General features: G+C 65.6%; 25 protein-coding genes and 1 pseudogene. 13 read left to right on the top strand and 13 right to left on the bottom strand.

The genetic code is table 11. The features are described 5' to 3' along the window. Positions 1-5: 5 nt before the first annotated feature. The 11 genes from HMPREF3113_RS18975 to HMPREF3113_RS10285 form a co-directional block, all read right to left on the bottom strand. Complete coding sequence (locus HMPREF3113_RS18975) at positions 6-329, bottom strand: hypothetical protein (RefSeq protein ID WP_254665279.1); 324 nt, start codon at positions 327-329, stop codon at positions 6-8. Positions 330-420: 91 nt separating this feature from the next. Next, the gene (locus HMPREF3113_RS10335) at positions 421-1,389 is read right to left on the bottom strand and encodes a DNA cytosine methyltransferase (protein ID WP_254665278.1); all 969 of its coding nucleotides are present in this window, start codon (positions 1,387-1,389) and stop codon (positions 421-423) included. Continuing rightward, a complete protein-coding gene (locus HMPREF3113_RS10330) occupies positions 1,382-1,648 on the bottom strand; it encodes a hypothetical protein (protein WP_070472067.1) in 267 nt (88 codons plus the stop codon). Before HMPREF3113_RS10330 ends, HMPREF3113_RS10335 begins: the two co-directional genes overlap by 8 nt. After that, a complete protein-coding gene (locus HMPREF3113_RS10325) occupies positions 1,641-1,859 on the bottom strand; it encodes a hypothetical protein (RefSeq protein ID WP_070472065.1) in 219 nt (72 codons plus the stop codon). Before HMPREF3113_RS10325 ends, HMPREF3113_RS10330 begins: the two co-directional genes overlap by 8 nt. Beyond that, positions 1,852-2,355, bottom strand: a complete 504-nt coding sequence (locus tag HMPREF3113_RS10320) for a phiTE_015 family protein (RefSeq protein ID WP_070472063.1) — start codon at positions 2,353-2,355, stop codon at positions 1,852-1,854. Before HMPREF3113_RS10320 ends, HMPREF3113_RS10325 begins: the two co-directional genes overlap by 8 nt. Continuing rightward, the gene (locus tag HMPREF3113_RS10315) at positions 2,352-2,891 is read right to left on the bottom strand and encodes a hypothetical protein (RefSeq protein WP_070472061.1); all 540 of its coding nucleotides are present in this window, start codon (positions 2,889-2,891) and stop codon (positions 2,352-2,354) included. Before HMPREF3113_RS10315 ends, HMPREF3113_RS10320 begins: the two co-directional genes overlap by 4 nt. Positions 2,892-2,893: 2 nt before the next feature. Then, positions 2,894-3,802 carry a recombination-associated protein RdgC gene (locus tag HMPREF3113_RS10310; protein ID WP_070472059.1) on the bottom strand — a complete coding sequence of 303 codons (909 nt, stop codon included), beginning with the start codon at positions 3,800-3,802 and terminating at the stop codon, positions 2,894-2,896. A 76-nt stretch (positions 3,803-3,878) separates the two neighbouring features. Next, positions 3,879-4,139 carry a hypothetical protein gene (locus tag HMPREF3113_RS10305; RefSeq protein ID WP_070472057.1) on the bottom strand — a complete coding sequence of 87 codons (261 nt, stop codon included), beginning with the start codon at positions 4,137-4,139 and terminating at the stop codon, positions 3,879-3,881. 181 nt (positions 4,140-4,320) lie between these two features. After that, positions 4,321-4,500 carry a hypothetical protein gene (locus tag HMPREF3113_RS10300; protein ID WP_070472055.1) on the bottom strand — a complete coding sequence of 60 codons (180 nt, stop codon included), beginning with the start codon at positions 4,498-4,500 and terminating at the stop codon, positions 4,321-4,323. Positions 4,501-4,717: 217 nt separating this feature from the next. Further along, the gene (locus tag HMPREF3113_RS10290) at positions 4,718-4,966 is read right to left on the bottom strand and encodes a helix-turn-helix domain-containing protein (protein ID WP_070472050.1); all 249 of its coding nucleotides are present in this window, start codon (positions 4,964-4,966) and stop codon (positions 4,718-4,720) included. A 32-nt stretch (positions 4,967-4,998) separates the two neighbouring features. Continuing rightward, a complete protein-coding gene (locus HMPREF3113_RS10285) occupies positions 4,999-5,517 on the bottom strand; it encodes a hypothetical protein (RefSeq protein ID WP_253247703.1) in 519 nt (172 codons plus the stop codon). Between the two features lie 142 nt (positions 5,518-5,659). On the opposite strand from HMPREF3113_RS10285, the gene HMPREF3113_RS10280 reads away from it, so the two are divergent. Further along, positions 5,660-6,340, top strand: a complete 681-nt coding sequence (locus HMPREF3113_RS10280; protein WP_175440349.1) for a hypothetical protein — start codon at positions 5,660-5,662, stop codon at positions 6,338-6,340. 2 nt (positions 6,341-6,342) lie between these two features. On the opposite strand, the gene HMPREF3113_RS18370 is transcribed toward HMPREF3113_RS10280, so the two are convergent. Beyond that, entirely contained in the window at positions 6,343-7,050 is a 708-nt protein-coding gene (locus HMPREF3113_RS18370) for a S24 family peptidase (RefSeq protein WP_083298767.1), read from the bottom strand. 76 nt (positions 7,051-7,126) lie between these two features. On the opposite strand from HMPREF3113_RS18370, the gene HMPREF3113_RS10270 reads away from it, so the two are divergent. After that, positions 7,127-7,363 (top strand): Cro/CI family transcriptional regulator, encoded by a 237-nt coding sequence (locus HMPREF3113_RS10270; protein WP_139146344.1) that lies wholly within the window; start codon positions 7,127-7,129, stop codon positions 7,361-7,363. A gap of 99 nt (positions 7,364-7,462) precedes the next feature. Here HMPREF3113_RS10270 and HMPREF3113_RS10265 read toward each other — a convergent pair whose 3' ends face one another. Beyond that, entirely contained in the window at positions 7,463-7,696 is a 234-nt protein-coding gene (locus tag HMPREF3113_RS10265; protein ID WP_070472042.1) for a hypothetical protein, read from the bottom strand. Between the two features lie 165 nt (positions 7,697-7,861). Here HMPREF3113_RS10265 and HMPREF3113_RS10260 point away from each other — a divergent pair, with 165 nt between their 5' ends. From HMPREF3113_RS10260 to HMPREF3113_RS10210, 11 genes and pseudogenes are all read left to right on the top strand, one after another. Beyond that, positions 7,862-8,425 carry a hypothetical protein gene (locus HMPREF3113_RS10260; RefSeq protein WP_083298766.1) on the top strand — a complete coding sequence of 188 codons (564 nt, stop codon included), beginning with the start codon at positions 7,862-7,864 and terminating at the stop codon, positions 8,423-8,425. Further along, the gene (locus HMPREF3113_RS10255) at positions 8,422-8,748 is read left to right on the top strand and encodes a helix-turn-helix domain-containing protein (protein WP_139146343.1); all 327 of its coding nucleotides are present in this window, start codon (positions 8,422-8,424) and stop codon (positions 8,746-8,748) included. The genes HMPREF3113_RS10260 and HMPREF3113_RS10255 overlap by 4 nt, the downstream gene beginning before the upstream one ends. Next, a complete protein-coding gene (locus HMPREF3113_RS10250) occupies positions 8,745-9,749 on the top strand; it encodes a YdaU family protein (RefSeq protein ID WP_070472036.1) in 1,005 nt (334 codons plus the stop codon). The genes HMPREF3113_RS10255 and HMPREF3113_RS10250 overlap by 4 nt, the downstream gene beginning before the upstream one ends. Before the next feature lie 16 nt (positions 9,750-9,765). Next, a complete protein-coding gene (locus HMPREF3113_RS10245; RefSeq protein ID WP_254665277.1) occupies positions 9,766-10,326 on the top strand; it encodes a hypothetical protein in 561 nt (186 codons plus the stop codon). Continuing rightward, positions 10,313-10,843, top strand: coding sequence for a hypothetical protein (locus HMPREF3113_RS10240; protein WP_070472033.1), 531 nt, complete (start codon positions 10,313-10,315; stop codon positions 10,841-10,843). The genes HMPREF3113_RS10245 and HMPREF3113_RS10240 overlap by 14 nt, the downstream gene beginning before the upstream one ends. After that, positions 10,843-11,355 carry a hypothetical protein gene (locus HMPREF3113_RS18970; RefSeq protein WP_254665276.1) on the top strand — a complete coding sequence of 171 codons (513 nt, stop codon included), beginning with the start codon at positions 10,843-10,845 and terminating at the stop codon, positions 11,353-11,355. Before HMPREF3113_RS10240 ends, HMPREF3113_RS18970 begins: the two co-directional genes overlap by 1 nt. A 5-nt stretch (positions 11,356-11,360) precedes the next feature. Continuing rightward, positions 11,361-12,143 carry a phage antirepressor KilAC domain-containing protein gene (locus HMPREF3113_RS10230; RefSeq protein WP_070472030.1) on the top strand — a complete coding sequence of 261 codons (783 nt, stop codon included), beginning with the start codon at positions 11,361-11,363 and terminating at the stop codon, positions 12,141-12,143. Next, entirely contained in the window at positions 12,143-12,571 is a 429-nt protein-coding gene (locus HMPREF3113_RS10225) for an HD domain-containing protein (protein ID WP_070472028.1), read from the top strand. Before HMPREF3113_RS10230 ends, HMPREF3113_RS10225 begins: the two co-directional genes overlap by 1 nt. A 38-nt stretch (positions 12,572-12,609) precedes the next feature. Next, on the top strand, positions 12,610-13,002 hold the full coding sequence (locus HMPREF3113_RS10220; protein ID WP_254665275.1) for a hypothetical protein: 393 nt from the start codon (positions 12,610-12,612) through the stop codon (positions 13,000-13,002). Beyond that, positions 13,002-14,750, top strand: coding sequence for an SNF2-related protein (locus HMPREF3113_RS10215; RefSeq protein WP_070472026.1), 1,749 nt, complete (start codon positions 13,002-13,004; stop codon positions 14,748-14,750). Before HMPREF3113_RS10220 ends, HMPREF3113_RS10215 begins: the two co-directional genes overlap by 1 nt. 148 nt (positions 14,751-14,898) lie before the next feature. Continuing rightward, positions 14,899-15,528 (top strand): annotated as a pseudogene (locus HMPREF3113_RS10210) (Lar family restriction alleviation protein); the annotation flags it as partial.

Below are 15,528 nucleotides of genomic sequence, written 5' to 3'. Positions count from 1 at the left end.
ATGGCTCAAATTTCCTCCTGCAGCAGCAGCGACGGGTTGATGTTCCAGCCTGCCTCGCGCGCGGCGCGCAGGCGCAGATCGTTGGCGTCGAATTCATCCAGCTGCAGCAGGGTGATCACACCCTCGATCTGACGCGGAAGCAGAGGCCGGCGGCGGCCGAACACGCGCCACACGCTGAGCACCTTGCAGTTCCATACGGGTGCAAGGCAGCCCAGCTGCTTCCCGTGCTCGCGGCAGTACCTGCGGATCATGTCGCGCACCGTGGCGTGTGCGGGAGCGACGCCACGCAGGGCTGCGCGGACAGATGCGGCTTTGGGGCCGGGGCTCATGAGACAGCTCCATGTTCAAGGCCCGGCTGCCGCCCGGCGCGCGCCTCATCGATCAGCACGCGCGCTGTGTGCTTGGCCTGGCCGTCCGTCTTCATGCGGCCGCCTTCAGCGCGAGGATGATTTCTCGTTCAACGGTCGGGCAGACCGCATTCCCCAGCATGTGCATGGCATCGCGCTTGTTGTTCGGCAGCTTGTAGTTGGGCCGGAAGCTCATGGCGGCTCTGGCTTCCTCCACCATGACCATTCGCATGCGGTTCCCGTCGATCACCGCCCATCGGTCGCGAGTGGTGATCGTGCCAATCGGGCGCGAAAGGCTACGGCCGGTCAGGCCAGAGCCATTGCCGAAGTAGGGAGCAATGAACTGATCGCCGAACGCCGCGCGCCCGGCCTTGATGCGGGCCAAGGTGGCTGCCGAGCGGCCCGGCTGCTCGATGAAGGACCATTTGCCGGCGTTGAAGTCGATGAAAGAGCTTGCCGGCACGAGGTCGCGGCGCGGAAAGCGTAGCTCCAAGGGGTGCTTGCTCTTCGTCAGGATGACAAACACCCGCTTCCGATGTTGCGGTACGCCGAAGTCAGCCGCATCCAGCAGGTGCGGACTGACTGCGTAGCCAAGAGCCACCAGTGCGGCGCACCAAGCGGGAAACAACTTCCATTTCAGGAACTCTGGCACGTTCTCGATCACGGCGGCCTCCGGGAGCCAGCGCTCCACGGCGGCGATCACCGCCCATGCTGTGGACCTGGTGGCGTCGTGATGCGGCCTTTCCTTCCCGCGGGCGTGGGTGTGCCCCTGGCACGCGGGCGAGGCCAATAGCAGGTCGAAGTGCGGCAGAAGCGAGAAATCCATCTGCTGGAGGTCTTGGCAGAAGTGCTTGGTCTTTGGGTGGTTGGCGGCGTGGATGGCGATTGCGGTCGGCGAGTGATTCGCTGCGGCCACCACCTCGCACCCGGCCTGCTCGGCCCCGTCGGTTGCGCCGCCGCCGCCGCAGAAGAAGTCCACGGCTTTCACCAGTGCAGACTGCTGCGGCACGGGGAAGCTTAAGGAGCGGGAGCCATCAGCCATGGGAGCAGTCCTTGTGTTCGGTATCGGGGCGAAGCCTGGTGCGCCGGTCACGCGGCGGCTTGACGGTGGCCAGGGTGACGGGCTCGGCGCTGGTCACAGCCGGGCGGAACCGCGACGGGCTCCAGTCGCAGGACTCATCGGCGGGGATATGCCCGAACATCGCTGTGCAGCGGCGGCAATGCACGCAGTCGCCGCAGGTCTTTCCCTCGGGCAGGTCCATGTCGTCGCCGGTGCGGCCGTAGGGGTTGCGATCAGCCATTGGTCGGCTCCCTTGCCTGGTCGAGTTCGCTGGCGCCCATGCGCAGCAGCTTGTGGGCGATGGCGTAGGTTTCCGGGTGCAGGTCGTCTGCGTGCTCAGTCGCCTCGAAGAACATCACGGCGAATGCAGCGATCACGCGCGCGTCCGGGGAGGAATCGGCGCTGTTGAGGATGCGCATGGACTTCTCGTGGTTGAGTTCGATCTCAGCCATTGCCCACCCCCGGCGCTGCATCGCGCTGGTCGATCAGGGCCAGCAAGTCCGCTCGGCACGCGTCAGCCGCGCGCTGTGCCTGCTGCCCCTCGTACGAGAATGGGTATTCCAGTTGCTTCCACTGCTCGGCCAGGGCGCGCAGCTGCCCCAGGTCGATGCCCTGCGCGGGCGGGGCGGCGTACAACAGCGCCCCAATCGGCAGCGGCTTCGACAGACGCGCCTGCGGGTTGCGCGCGCTGCCCTGATATACCTCACCCACCGGCTCTTGCGCCCCCGGCTGACGGGCGGCGAGGGCGGCTTTCCAGCATTGCCAGGTCAGCTGTGCATTCGGGCAGGCATACACGTCCGGGTGGTCCGCATCGCGGTCGGTGATGATGTTGCCGCCGCGGTAGCTCTGTGCGTGCGCCCACGCCTCAAACTGCGCCCGCGCATCCCCCTGTGACTCGGCCAGTTCCACGCGCTGCGCGTCGGATGCCGCGTTGTTCTTGGTCGTCATGGCTGGCTTCCCTTCTCGTGGTCTCTGATGCGGTCGATGAGGTATGTGGCTTCCTTTCGCCATTTGTCGCGGTCGAAAGGGTTGAGGTTCTTGGCGAGGTAGTGGAGCTGTTCGAGCGGCTGGATCAGCCAGGTGATGCGGAAGGGCATAGATGAGCGGTGGTCGCGAAGCGGGGCATGCGGCCGGCAGTCCGGTCCTGCGAGCCATTCGGCTTCGTCGCAGTCCAGGCATCGGCCGTCACCGTTGCTTCCGGGCGGCCATCGGTGCTCCTGCCTTCCGACCGGCGGGTGCAGGTAGAGCGCGCGGATGATCAGATTCCGGCGCTGCGGGTTGATCACGTCCTCGGGCTCGGCCTCTTCCCAGGGCTCTCTGCTGCCGCGGCGCCGGCACTCGTACCGGACCGGCTTCTGCGAGCCATACAACTGCTCCATGAAGACCTTCGCCCAGGCAGCAGCGACCTCAGCCGGCACCGGCTCACCCGCGGTTCCTGCCCGGCGCATGGCGCGCACGGTGGAGGCGACGGTCGGTGTCTGCATGCTCAGGCACCCGCGCTGCTGATGCGGAAGGCGGCGGCCAGCACGTCGAAGAGCTGGCCGAACTCGCCGGTCTGCAGGGCGAAGCGCGCATCCAGTTCCGCGCGCCGGCCGTGCTCGTCGGTGTCCGCCAGCTTGTCGAGCGCCCCATCCAAGAACTTCAGCTTCCGCACGATCAGGTCGTCGCCCAGCACGAACGACAGGTTGTCTTGAAGGACCAAGGCAAGCTTGGTGACCTGCTTGCCGGCGTCCAGGTGACGGCCGATTTCATCGCTCAGCAGCTCCTGTTTCTGAAGGCGCGCTACGCTGCCTCCTTCGACGGGATCGCGCAGTTCGGCTTCTTCGCCAAGGCTCAGGCCTTCCGGCAGGGGCTCACCAGCGATCCAACCAGTCAGCACCGATCGTGGGGCCACTTCGGCGTTCAGTGGCATGGCAGGGAAGGAGCCCAGCAGGGAGCGGATATCGGAGATCACACTCTCGCCATTCCCGCGGCTGCTGCTATCAACGAACACCACTCCGCGCTTCAGGTCCAAGAACACGTCGGTGCGGCCAGAGATGACAAGGGCGCGCGGCATCAGCTCGTGCAGGAGGTCGTCCTTCATGCGCTTCCGCTCACGTCCGCCGGGCTTGCGCCCCTCGTTTTGCTCGATTTCCTCGATCTTTACCGCTAACAGGTTGTTGACCGCCGCGGCCGGCATGATCTTCTTCTCGGTTCCGACCGTGAGCCACAGCCAGTCGCCGATCCGGTGGGACAGGACGGTGGTTTCCTCCCGGCCGAACGGGGAAATGAAGCCGCGTGAGGTCATTTCCAGCGGTCCGACCGGCTTCAGCTGCATCTGCGGCAGCAGTGCATCAACTTCGGAGAAATCTGTGGCGCTCGGAAAGCGGAACAGGATCAGATTGCGAAGGAACATGTGATCTCCAAATCAGTTCGTGTCGACGGCGCGGCGGCCGGTTTAAGCGGTGCTATCGATGGGGTGCCGCGCCAGGTCAGTCCTGCAGCGGGCAGTCGCGCCGGCCGCGCGGCCAGAGGGATGGCATGCGCTTCTGCCATCCGGCGTAGTTGACGCGGTGACCTGCCTTGACCGCGCGCTGTTGCATCCCGCCGAACTGCACGCGCAGTCCATGGAAGCGGTCGGGGTGCGCGATCAGTGCTGCCCGGTACCGCTCCAGGCGCTGCTCTGCAGTCGGTCGAACGGTGCTGGCGAACACGGCGTCATGGCCGCCGCCCAGCAGATGCAAACCGTCCATCAGCGCACCAGCCTGTGTGTGCCTGGCGCGATGCGCTCAAGCCGTTCCGCCGCATCGCGCTGAGCCTGGCCGCTGGCTTGGTGGATGCGGTACGGGTGCCGGCGCGGCCTCTTGGCGCGATCCAATGCCGCGCGTTGCTCTTGGGTCAGTGCCGGTGCCGGCAGCTTGATGGCAGGCGCTCTCATTCGATGTGGTCCTCGCTCCTGGCGTGCTGACGCAGCGCGTGGTCGACGGCCTCGCAGTCGTCGCAGACATAGCTGTTGGTCGGGTCGCATTCGCAGCGGTGGGCTGCCGGCGCTATCGGTCGCGCGAGCGGCGGGATGCCGATGCGCATGTGCTCAAAGAAGTCGTGCTCGGTCACGAGTCACCGCCCCGGGCGCGCAGCATTCGGCGCAGGCTCTTGCGCACGTCAGCGATGGCACGGCCCGCGCTGACTCGGCGGTCCAGCACGGCGAAGGCTGCAACGTCTGCGGCAGCTGCCGCCTGATTGGGGGAGAAGCCCATGCTGGTGGCGGCGGTGGCTACGGCCCTCGCTGCCCCAGCCGCGCGTACGGCGAGCGGGTAAGTGACTATGGCGATCATGCGGCACCGCCTTGGCTGATCGTGTAGCCGCGGTTGCGGGTGGCGTTGATGCGGTAGCCGTGCTGGCCCAGCTTCTGGCGTAGGCGGCAGATGGTCACTTCCACCGTGTTCGATTTGCGGGTGTTGGCGCCGTACAGCTGCTCTTCCAGCGAAGCGCGGCTGATGGGAGCTTCGCCCGCATCGATGAGCAGCTGCAGCACCTTGGACTCGGTGGGGCTGAGAGGCAGGCGGGAGCTGCCGACCATTGCGGCACGCGGCTCAGTGCGAAGGCCGGCGATCACGGTGCCACCTCGATGAAAGCCAGGTCGTGCATCACGCACTGCGCCCGGGTCAGTACGGCAGACGTGCTCGGCTTATTTCCGTCTGCGGTCGGAAGGGGGAAAACCGCATTGGCCCGGACGCATGCCGCCGGGGAGACCTGATAGGACCCGCTCAGCACGGCATCGGCCGCGTCGAGGGCCAGCTGCCATCGTGCTGGCTGGAAGTTCTGGGTGAGGGCTTTGGTGATGCCGGGGGCGCAGTCGGGGACACGACTCGCGTCGCGGAAAGCGTTGAGGCTGGTGTTGGCCACCGTGGCACGCAGAGCCCAATCGTCGGCGGCGGCCAGTTCGTACACGGCCAAGGCTGCGCAGATTCGCGGGCTCGTGATCACCAGCGTATCGGGGGCATCCACTGCGGCTTCCGCTGCCGGCGCGTCACCGGGAACGGCCCAGGCCGCAACGGCCAAGACGATGAAGCATGCGAGAGCGACAAGGCCAAGGCGGGCTGATCGCAGGTTGCTGGGGGTCAAGGGCATTGCGTTTCTCTCCGAGGTCGGCGGAAGCCGGCTGCGCGACAATAAAAGCACGCTAATACGGAGAATGCAAGCACGCTTATTCCGCGTGCTTCTACGCTACTGCTCACATGGAGCAGGAGGTGTGGGGATGGAATGGCGGAAAGTGGCTGTGCTGGCCGTGGGCGGGTTGATTGGATCGGCGTATGCGCAGTCTGGCTCTATCCCAGAGGTCAAGCGCCAGGCGATTGGGTTGGAATCTCACAACAACATCCGCAAGGCGGATGCTTCGGAAGCCGGCGTAGAAGCCAGGGCCGCGGGCTTCGAGTTCATGGGAATCACCTTGGGCGGTCCGCTGGTACGGGAGTGTCCGCAAGAACGGTCCTACGGCGGCAACCTGTACGACGTCGCTTCACGTACTTCCGCGTGCTGGGCGACATTCAGCATGCGGCCAGATCCTCGACTTAACGTCCGCAACAACAGAGCCCTCCCCGTCGCGCCACTGGACAACAAGCGGCCTACCGGCACGCAGGCTGTGACTGCAATTGTGGTGAACGGAAGGATTGAAGGGCTGCGGGTGGAAACCGATGGCTTCCGGCATGCCAATGAACTGCTCGAACAGCTTCAGAAAAAGCTGGGCAGGCCCACCTGGCAGGAAACCGGGGAGGTTCTGAGCGGCGTAGGGGCCAAATTCGCAAGCCCGAAAGCTGTGTGGGAGCTGCCGGATGCGTACGTTCAGTTCAACGGCATCACAGGCACTGTCGATGCTGGGCTAATTGTCGTGTACACGCCGGCGCAAAAGGCGCGCGAAATGGCGCGCCAAGCTGAGAACGCCAGTTCCTTCTAGCCTCAGACTTCGTGCGCGCTGCGCAGCAGCGCCAGGCCCAGGATCTTGCCGCCAACGTGGAGCTGATCGGCCTCGTGGGGCGGCACTACCTCGCTGAGGTACTTCCGGTTGGTGCTGATCACGTGCAGGCCGTCCCGCAGCAGCTGCAAGCGCTTCACGTAGGTCAGCCCGTGCAGGTTAATCAGATACAGGCCATCTCCGTCGAAGTAGTCCTTGGCGACGTCCACAAAAACCACGTCGCCATTCTTGATGTCGGGGTACATCGAATCTCCGCGCACGGTTACAAGACGCACGCGATCGCCCTCCGGCACAAAGCCCAACTGCTGCCGAACCTGCCACTCTGCGATGTCGAGCTCCCGGACCACGTCCGGGTAATCCTGATTCATTGCGCCAAAGCCCCCTGAAGCTTCGCCTTCCATTACTCGGAGACGAACATAGCCAGAGGGTGTCTCACTGATTGATATCGCGTCTCCCTGAGACTCGTCCCAGCGCTCAGGTAGCTCACCTGCAATCAACCACTCAACCCGGAAAGGCTTGTAGACACGAGCAAGCTTCACGGCCGTTTCGCCGCTGAGCGACTTCGTCTTGCCATCTTCTAGCTGATAGAGCGCGGAGGCAGTTATGCCGGCGCGTCGCGCGGCGTCTGCAGGCTCGGTAATGCCGCACTCAATTCGTGCGCGCTTCAGGCGGGTGGCGAGGGCAGTAGTCATGTTAGCGAGCTTATTAGTCCGTTAAGTAAGCGTGCTTGCATAAAGAATGAAAGCGTGCTTATATGGGGCCATGAACATGCCCCGGATCACCAAGGAAGAAGCCATTGCCGCCTATGACGGCAATGCTGCCGCGCTTGCGCGCGCGCTCGGCATCACCCCGTCAGCTGTGTATCAGTGGCCTGAAGGTCAGATTGATGACCTCTGGGCGCTGAAATTGCGCTTCGTGCTGATGCCGGCGCATTTCCAAAAGCTCCAGCGTCCACCCCAAGACGATCCCGATGCTGATCGGATCGTCCCAGTAGAGGTGGCTTAAGCAATGAGCGCTCGTACTGGGGATGACTCTCATGTCGTCGTTTCGATGCCCCCTGGTTGGACCTTGGAAGAGGCACCAGAGGGCAACTACACCATTCGCTTAGCTGATGAGCCTGGGCCCGGAGAGCGGGGGCCGAAAATGCATGTCGATATCGCCCACGTCGCCCTGAGTGACGAACGAAAAACTTCCGTTTGTCGGCAGAAAAAAAGTCACCGACGAGCCTGAGTGGAAATGAACCGTGACGTCTACGTCTCGTCCGGTGGTGTTGTTGACGGTGTTCTTTTTGCCGGGCTGGGGTTCCAGCTGAATCTTTTTAACTTGATCGCTTTCCATGGCGCACTCCCTGCGTGCTGTGTTGTTGGCACAACAAGCTTAACGCCGGGAGTGCGCTATCCCAACTCAATTTGTAGGTCGTCCTGTCCATGGCGACCACTTTGCATCGCCTCCCGAGGTGCGTAAATGAAGCCTGATCCTCAGTACCAAGAACCGCGATCCTCGGTGGTGTTCCGCCACACGACTGGCGCTGTCCGCAACAGCGGCCACACCGATACGAGCCTGGCCCAGGCAATCGCCGAGCAGTACCAGGCAGACGTGGCCCCCAGTGAGCGCAACGTCCAGTTCCACTCCGGCGATGACGCAGACAGCATCGAACGCGCGCTGAAGGCGAACGCCCAGCTGGTTGGCCGCATCCGCAATGGCACGGTCAAGATGCCGGTGGATTTGGAAGAGTCGTGGGTGCGCGCGCTGCCGCCGCAGTGGCGCGACGCCTGCTCCCGCGAGTTGGCTCAACGCTATGGCTTCCTCGGCGCGCGGATCCCGATGATGGAACCGCATGCTGGCGTGTTGGCTGTGGCCCGTCTGTCGGTCGAGTTTGGCCACACGTTGGAGGCGCTGACCAACATCCTGGCAGACGGCCGCATCTGCCCCAAGGACATCCCGGAACTGCGCCGCGCGCTGGACGAGATGGGACAGTTGGAAGCCGAGTTGGTGACCGCAAAGCGCTACGTCACCGGCCACCTGCAGGATCTGGCACCGCGCGCGGTTGGTGGTGGGCGCCAATGACTTCGGCAGTCATGGTGAGCTGGGCGATCACCGTGGTCGGTGAGTTCGATGCCGTCGGCCGCCGTATTCCGGACAACGTGGTGCAGCTGCTGCCCATGGTGGAAGTAGTGCTGTGGGTTAAAGAGCAGCCGCAGCCATTGCAGGTGGATGCGCTCCAGGCGCAGTTCGGCCTCTCTCGCGCCACGGCGTACCGATGGCTGACCGCGCTGCAGGACGTGCACGATCCTGCTGCTGCACGGGAAAAGCTGCCAGACGACCGTGCGCCCTTCGCAGGCCGCCCAAAGGAGGCGCAATTGCTGCGCGGCGCGGGGGATCCGGTGTGATCTATTTCGAGATGTACCCCGGCGACTACCTCAAGGACACAACGCGGCTGTCCCTGACCGATCACGGTGTCTACTTCAAACTGATGCTCGCCTACTACTCGGAAGAGCAGGCGCTGCCGGAAAGCTTGGCGGAGCTGTACGTCATCGCCGGTGCCATCACTTCGGGCGACAAGGCCGCAGTGAAGAAGGTGGCCGAGCGTTATTTCCCGGTGGCCGAGGATGGCCTGCGCCACAGCAAGCGCTGCGACGAACAGATCGCCACCGCTCAGGTCCGCATCGCGGAAGGCCAGGGGCGCCGGGAGGACAGGAAGAACAGCGAGGCCGAGCGACAGGCACGCACCCGTGCCAGACGCACGATGCTGTTCGAAGACCTCCGCAATGTGGGCGTCGTGCCGGACGGTATGGCCACCATGGCGCAGCTGAAGGCGCTTCACGTCACGCATGTGACTGGCGACGAGCGCGTGACTTCCGACCGAATGTCACGCGTGACAAGTCACGCCGCGTCACGCGTGACAGAGGGTGTGATCACAGGCGTGAACACGGGTAACCAGACCCCAGACCCCATATCTATTACTCCAGATACATCACTGCACGCTCAAAGATCTCTGAGCGGTGTGACCGATGCGGGGCGTGCGTGCCTGCTGATGCGTCAGGCAGGCTGCCACTCGACCAACCCCAGTCATCCCGACCTTCTCGCCGCGCTGGCTGAAGGCGTGACCCCGGAGGAATTGGGCGACACCGCAGCCGAGGGACTGAGCCGTTCCCCGCCTGTCGCCAAGCCCTTCCCCTGGGCAATCCAGACCGCTCGAAGCCGAAAAGCCGCCGGCGCAACGCCGACGAACACCACCACCACCGGAGGCCCCAATGCAAACTCTCAGCTCGGTTCTGCCGACCACGTCGCAGAGCAGCGACGCAAATTTGAACAGCGCTCGGCAGCTGGCGGCTTTGGCGGACCAGGCAGCGACGTCATCGACGCCGACTTCGAACTCGTCCAGCACTGACCCGGATCAGCGCGCGGTGAGCGCCCTGTGGACGGTATGGGAGCGCATGGCTGGCATGTTCCCCGGGAAGTGGGTGCGCGAGAACGGCTCTTCCCCGGTGAACAACGCTGGCGGCCTGACCACAGCAGGCGAACTGTGGTTCCAGGTGCTGACCGGCATCACCCCGCGCCAGGTGGCAGACGGCCTGGCCAACTGCCTGCGCAGCGCCCTGCAGTGGCCGCCGAACCCCGGGCAGTTCCGTGCGATGTGCCTTGGCATCCCGGCCCTTGCCGAAGTTGATGGCCAGATGCGGCCCGGGCAGGCCCATAGCGGATTCACCGTGCTGGTGCGGTCTAAGTTGGACCTGCACGCCTACGCCACAGCTGAGAGCGGCGCGGTGCAGCAGCGCATGCTGGCCAACGCCTACGAGCGTGCGGTGAAGCACGTCATGGACGGCGGCGCCGTACCCGCGGCGGTGGCCGCGCTGCCCGCGCCAAAGCTCGAACCGCAGGTTGTGCGCGATCGCGATGCGGCGCGCAGTGCCATGGCACAGGCCGCCGCTGAGCTGGGATTCGGAGGCATGCATGGAGCCAACTGACATCCGCGCCTACCAGCGGCAGCTGGTGCAGTTCTGCCTGGGCATCCATGGCGACAGCACTGCAGCTGAGGCGCTGGAACTGATGGGCAACGCGGCACTGGAGGCAGGAGCGCCGCGCGAGGCCATGTTGCTCACCACGGCTGCCGCGGCCGGGCTGTTGCGTGAGCTGGACCGCGAGGGGCTTGTTCGTCGCTGCGAGAACCGCGCCAGTGGCCGCGACGGTCGGCCTGTGGCCACCTGGGCAGTGACCGATTCAGGCCGCGTGGAAAGCATGCCGCTTCCGCCCTCGGGCCAGCAGCAGCTGGCCATGCCGCAGCTGGCACCGGCACCAACGCATCGCACCCGTGGTGGTCTGACCATCCAGCAGCTGATGGGCCTGCTCAACGTCGAGTTCGACTGCATGCTCGAGCAGATGGACCGCGAGCACCAGGCCACACAGCAGCGTGCGCGCCAAGAATTCGAGGCCTTCCGCCAGCGCGCGATGCGCGTGTGGGCCGCTTCAGAGGCATCCGCCTGATGGCTCCGAAGACGAAGGGGCGCCGCTCGCTGCGCTACGCCACCACCCAAGAGATGCCAGAGGGGATGCGGCGCCTGGTCGAAGCCAGTACAGCGGCTGCAGTGCCCCAACCGACCGCGGCACGTGTCTACCGGCCCCCAGCCGCCGCGCTGCCCTTGGCGAGCGGTAACGCCGCCGGCAAGGTCGCGCGCGGCAGGCCGCGCCACGTGCCGGGCGAGATGAACAAGACCGAAGAGGCCTACGCCGCACACCTGACGCTGCAGCTGGCCGCCGGCGCGATCGCATGGTTCCGCTTCGAGTCCGTGAAGCTGAAGTTGGCCGAGAAGACGCATCTGACCATCGACTTCTTCGTGATGACGGCCGCCGGCGAACTGGAGGCCCACGAGGTGAAGGGCTTCTGGGAGGAAGACGCCCGCGTGAAGGTGAAAGTCGCCGCGGCGATGTACCCGTTCCGGTTCCTGGCAGTCCAGCGCGCCCCAGGCGGCGGCTGGAAAACGGAGGTGTTCTCTTGAACGCGATGATGATTGGCGGCGCCAGCGTGCGCCGCGACGATGTGGGCAGGTTCTGCCTGAACGATCTGCACCAGGCCTCCGGCGGCGCCAAGCGGCACCAGCCCAGCGACTGGCAGCGCCTGAAGCAGACCGAGGAACTGGTGGCCGAACTGGTCAAATCCGGGGATTCCCGGGTTTACCCCGTGCACTCGGTCGCCGGCCGCTATGGCGGTAGCTACGTGGTGCGCGAGCTGGTCTACGCCTATGCGATGTGGATCAGCCCCAGCTTCAGCCTGCAGGTGATCCGCGCCTACGACGCGCTGGCGGCCGGCGCGCCCGCCCCCGACCCGATGCAGGCGTTGACCGATCCGGCGACCCTGCGCGCGCTACTGCTGTCCTACAGCGAGAAAGCCGAGATCCTTGAGGCGCGAGTGCAGTACCAGGAACCGCAGGTCCGCGCGCTGCTGCGGCTGACCCAGGCCGATGGCGCCTTCAACATCAGCACCGCGGCCAAGATGCTGCAGGTGCAGCCCCGCCAGCTGTTCGCCTGGTTGTCTGAACATGGCTGGATCTACCGGCGCGCCGGCAGCAGGAACTGGCTGGCCTACCAGACCCGTCTGCAGCAGGGCGTGCTGACGCACAAGGCCAGCGTGCAGCGGAGGGAAGGAGAGCCTGATCGCGTGCACGAGCAGGTGCTGGTCACCGCCAAGGGTCTGTCGCGGCTGGCCGAAAGCATCGACCGGGACCAGATGACCTGGGCGCAGCCCGACGCGGCGACCGGGCTACAGCTGGCTGCGGAGGTGGCCTGATGGAAAACGCATTGGTGAACGAGGCTCGTTGGCTGGCGGAAGAGGCACATGCCACCCAAACCGACAAGGCCGGCCGGCCATACATCGAGCATGTGGCTCGGGTCGCAGCGGCGGTCGCCGGCGATGACGCCGCCGAAATGGTGGCATGGCTCCACGACGTACTGGAGGATCAGCCGGCCTTCGCGACCAGCGTCATCCAGTTCCCGCAGGACGTGGTGGAGGCTGTGTTCGATCTGACACGCGGCGTGAACAAGAGCGAGGCGTTCTACTACTGGAGCATTCGGCAGAACCCTCTGTCGCTCAAGGTGAAGCTGGCGGATATCGCCGACAACAGCGATGAATCGCGACTGGTCCTGCTGGATCCGGAGACGGCGGCTCGCCTACGGGCGAAGTACGCCAAGGCGCGCGCTGCGCTGGGGGTGAAGTGATGGGCGGTCCGATCAACACGCAGCGGGAGGTGGCACCGATGAAGCCGGGCACCGCCATGGAAGAGCAGCTGCAGCTGAAGGGCATTGGCCGGCTGCTGGGCGGGTTCGGGTATCGCTACGGGTCGGAGGTCCAGCTGCACGAGGTTCTGGCCACTGTCCTGGACAAGGCTGGCCATGCGCACGTTCGCGAGTACCGGCTGGATGCAAGCAACCGCGCTGACTTCTGGCTGGATGGTCTGGTGATCGAGGTGAAGGTGGCCGGCTCGCTTGCCGATGCCCTGCGGCAGGTCGGGCGCTACATCAACCTGCCACAGGTGCGCGGGGTGCTGCTGGTGACCACCGAACGCTGGGGGGAACGCCCGCTCGTGGCCCGGCCGGCCTGGCACGGCAAGCCCTTCAACATCATCCGCCTGAAGAGGCAGGCACTGTGATGCAAACGACCTACGGAACCCTCCTGTACAGCGCCGCCGGCAGCACTTGGCGGGTGATCTGCGAGCCGCAGGTGCGTGCGCGCATGAAGCGCGTGTTTCCCCGGGTGCGCCAGCACGCCGCTGAGCACATCGACCTGTCGGCCACACCCGAGAACAGCCGGGAGCTGCAGTGGTTCACGCAGCGTTACCCGCTCTCGATGGATGCCGACACCGAGCGCGCGCTGCAGCTGCTGGCCGCCGAGCATGTGGATATGGAGCGCAGCCTGGGCGAACTGCTGGCCGGCCGCGTGCAGATCCCGGAGTTCACCCTGGCCAAGCCGCCGCGCGAGTACCAGCGTGTGGCGGGGGCGCAGCTGTCCATCCGTGGTGGGCTGCTGCTGGCTGACGATCTTGGCCTCGGTAAGACGGTCACCGGCATCTGCCCCATGGCCGCGCCGGGCAACCTGCCGGCGGTGGTGGTGTACCCGGCGGCGCTGCCGAACCACTGGCCGGAGAAGCTGGCCGAGTTCGCGCCGCAGCTGCGCGTGCACCACATCAGGAAGGGCGCGCCGTATCCGCTCGTGCGCCAGCCGAAGCAGCGGATCAAAGATCTGTGGGACACGCTGCCGGACGTGATCCTGGTCAGCTATCACAAGCTCCGGGGCTGGGCTGAGACGCTGGGGGAGATTGCGCAGTACGTGGTGTTCGAGGAATGCCAGCAGCTGCGCAGCCCGGACAGCAGCATCCACAGCGCCTGCCGCCACCTGGCCAGCCGAGCACGACTGCGCATGGGTCTGACCGCCACCCCGATTTACAACTACGGGTGCGAATTCTTCCACGTGGTCGACCCGCTGCTGCCGGGCTGCCTGGGCACCTATGACGAGTTCCTGCGGGAATGGTGCATCGCCGCGCCGGGGGAGAAGGCCAAGCTGCAGGACGCAGAGCAGTTTGGCCAGTACCTGCGGCGGCAGGGGATCATGCTGCGCCGCACCCGCAAGGAAGTAGGGCGCGAGCTGCCGGCGCTGTCGAAGATCCCGCACGAGGTCGAGGCCGACGCCAAGGCGCTAGACGCCATCACCGGCGACGCCGCAGCGCTGGCGCGGATCATCCTCCGGGCCAACGAGCAGTACCGCGGCGAGAAGATGCAGGCCGCCGGCGAGTTCGACCGGCTGCTGCGGCAGGCTACTGGCGTGGCCAAGGCACCCTACGTGGCAGAGTTCGTCAGGCTGCTGCTGGAGAGCGGCCAGAAGGTGCTGCTGTTCGGGTGGCACCGGGAGGTCTACAGCATCTGGCAGGAGAAGCTGGCTGCGCACAACCCGGTCATGTACACCGGAAGCGAGTCGCCGAACCAGAAACAGGCGGCGAAGGAGGCATTCATCGCCGGCGACAGTCAGGTGATGCTGATCAGCCTCCGCTCTGGCGCGGGCATCGACGGACTGCAGCACGTGTGCAGCACCGTGGTATTCGGCGAGCTGGACTGGTCGCCCGGCGTCCACGAGCAGTGCATCGGCCGCGTGCACCGAGACGGCCAGGCTGAGCCGGTCATGGCGTACTTCCTCCTCTCTGACAGCGGCAGCGACCCGATCGTGTCGGACGTGCTCGGAGTGAAGCGCGAGCAGATCGAGGGCGTGCGCAGCCCAGGGGAACACCTGGTGGAGCGCCTGGACGTAGGCGAGAACCAGTTGCGCGCGCTGGCCCAGCAGTTCCTACAACAGCAGGGCGCAGCCCTGGAATCAACCAACGTTACAACCATGGAGATCTCCCGATGATTCCCAAATTCCTCAGCCTGGACGAGGCAACCCACCACCTCTATCTGGAAGGAAATGAGGGCCCCATCAGGTGCCAGGTCGATGGCAGCCTGTGGGAGGTCTGGCGGGATGGCCGGTCCCGCTGGGTCAGCAAGTGCGAGGTGGCCTGATGTCGACAGTGGTGGCGCCCGCGGTGGCCCTGACCCCTTGCGGCAACTGCGGCAGCGAGGAAGTGCGCATGCGCGCGCGGGGCAGTGCCGGCAGCCGGCGTACCGCGCAGGTGGTCTGCGCGCGCTGCAGCGCCCATGGTGAGCTTTGCGTCGGGATCGATGCAGAAGATCAGGCGGCCCGGGCATGGACGCACAAGCCCCACGCGCTGGCAGCGCCGCCGGCGACCCGAGTGGTGCGCGGCCGAATGCCGGTGTCGGAACCCACCCTGCAGCGAGATCCGCTCGAGCTGATCGCTCGCATGCTGGTCGGCGGGAGCTTCCGCGAGCCATCGGACGGCAGATCAACCATGCCGCCGCTGACGTCTGCCGACATCGCCGGCGCCGTCGGCATGATGCGTGACTCGGTGGCCAAGCAGGCCGTTCTTGCGGTGGCGCTGCGCGGGCAGGGTGTGTCCTTGTCGTCGCTGGGGCGCTCCATGGCCAGGCGGGTGATGCGACAGATCCAGTGGCAGCGCCGCCTCGGCACAAAGCCCGCGCTGAGAATGGAAGACCCGGCCGACCGCTGGCGAATGAGACTGGTGCTGCAGGACGCGGTGAACGGTAATCCCCCCGCTTTTAACCGTCAGCAA

It is taken from the genome of Stenotrophomonas sp. HMSC10F06, from assembly GCF_001807865.1.
Classification (GTDB): Bacteria; Pseudomonadota; Gammaproteobacteria; order Xanthomonadales; family Xanthomonadaceae; genus Stenotrophomonas; species Stenotrophomonas bentonitica_A.
The sequence above is the reverse complement of the archived record's forward strand: the minus strand, read 5'-3'. Positions and strand labels throughout refer to the sequence as shown.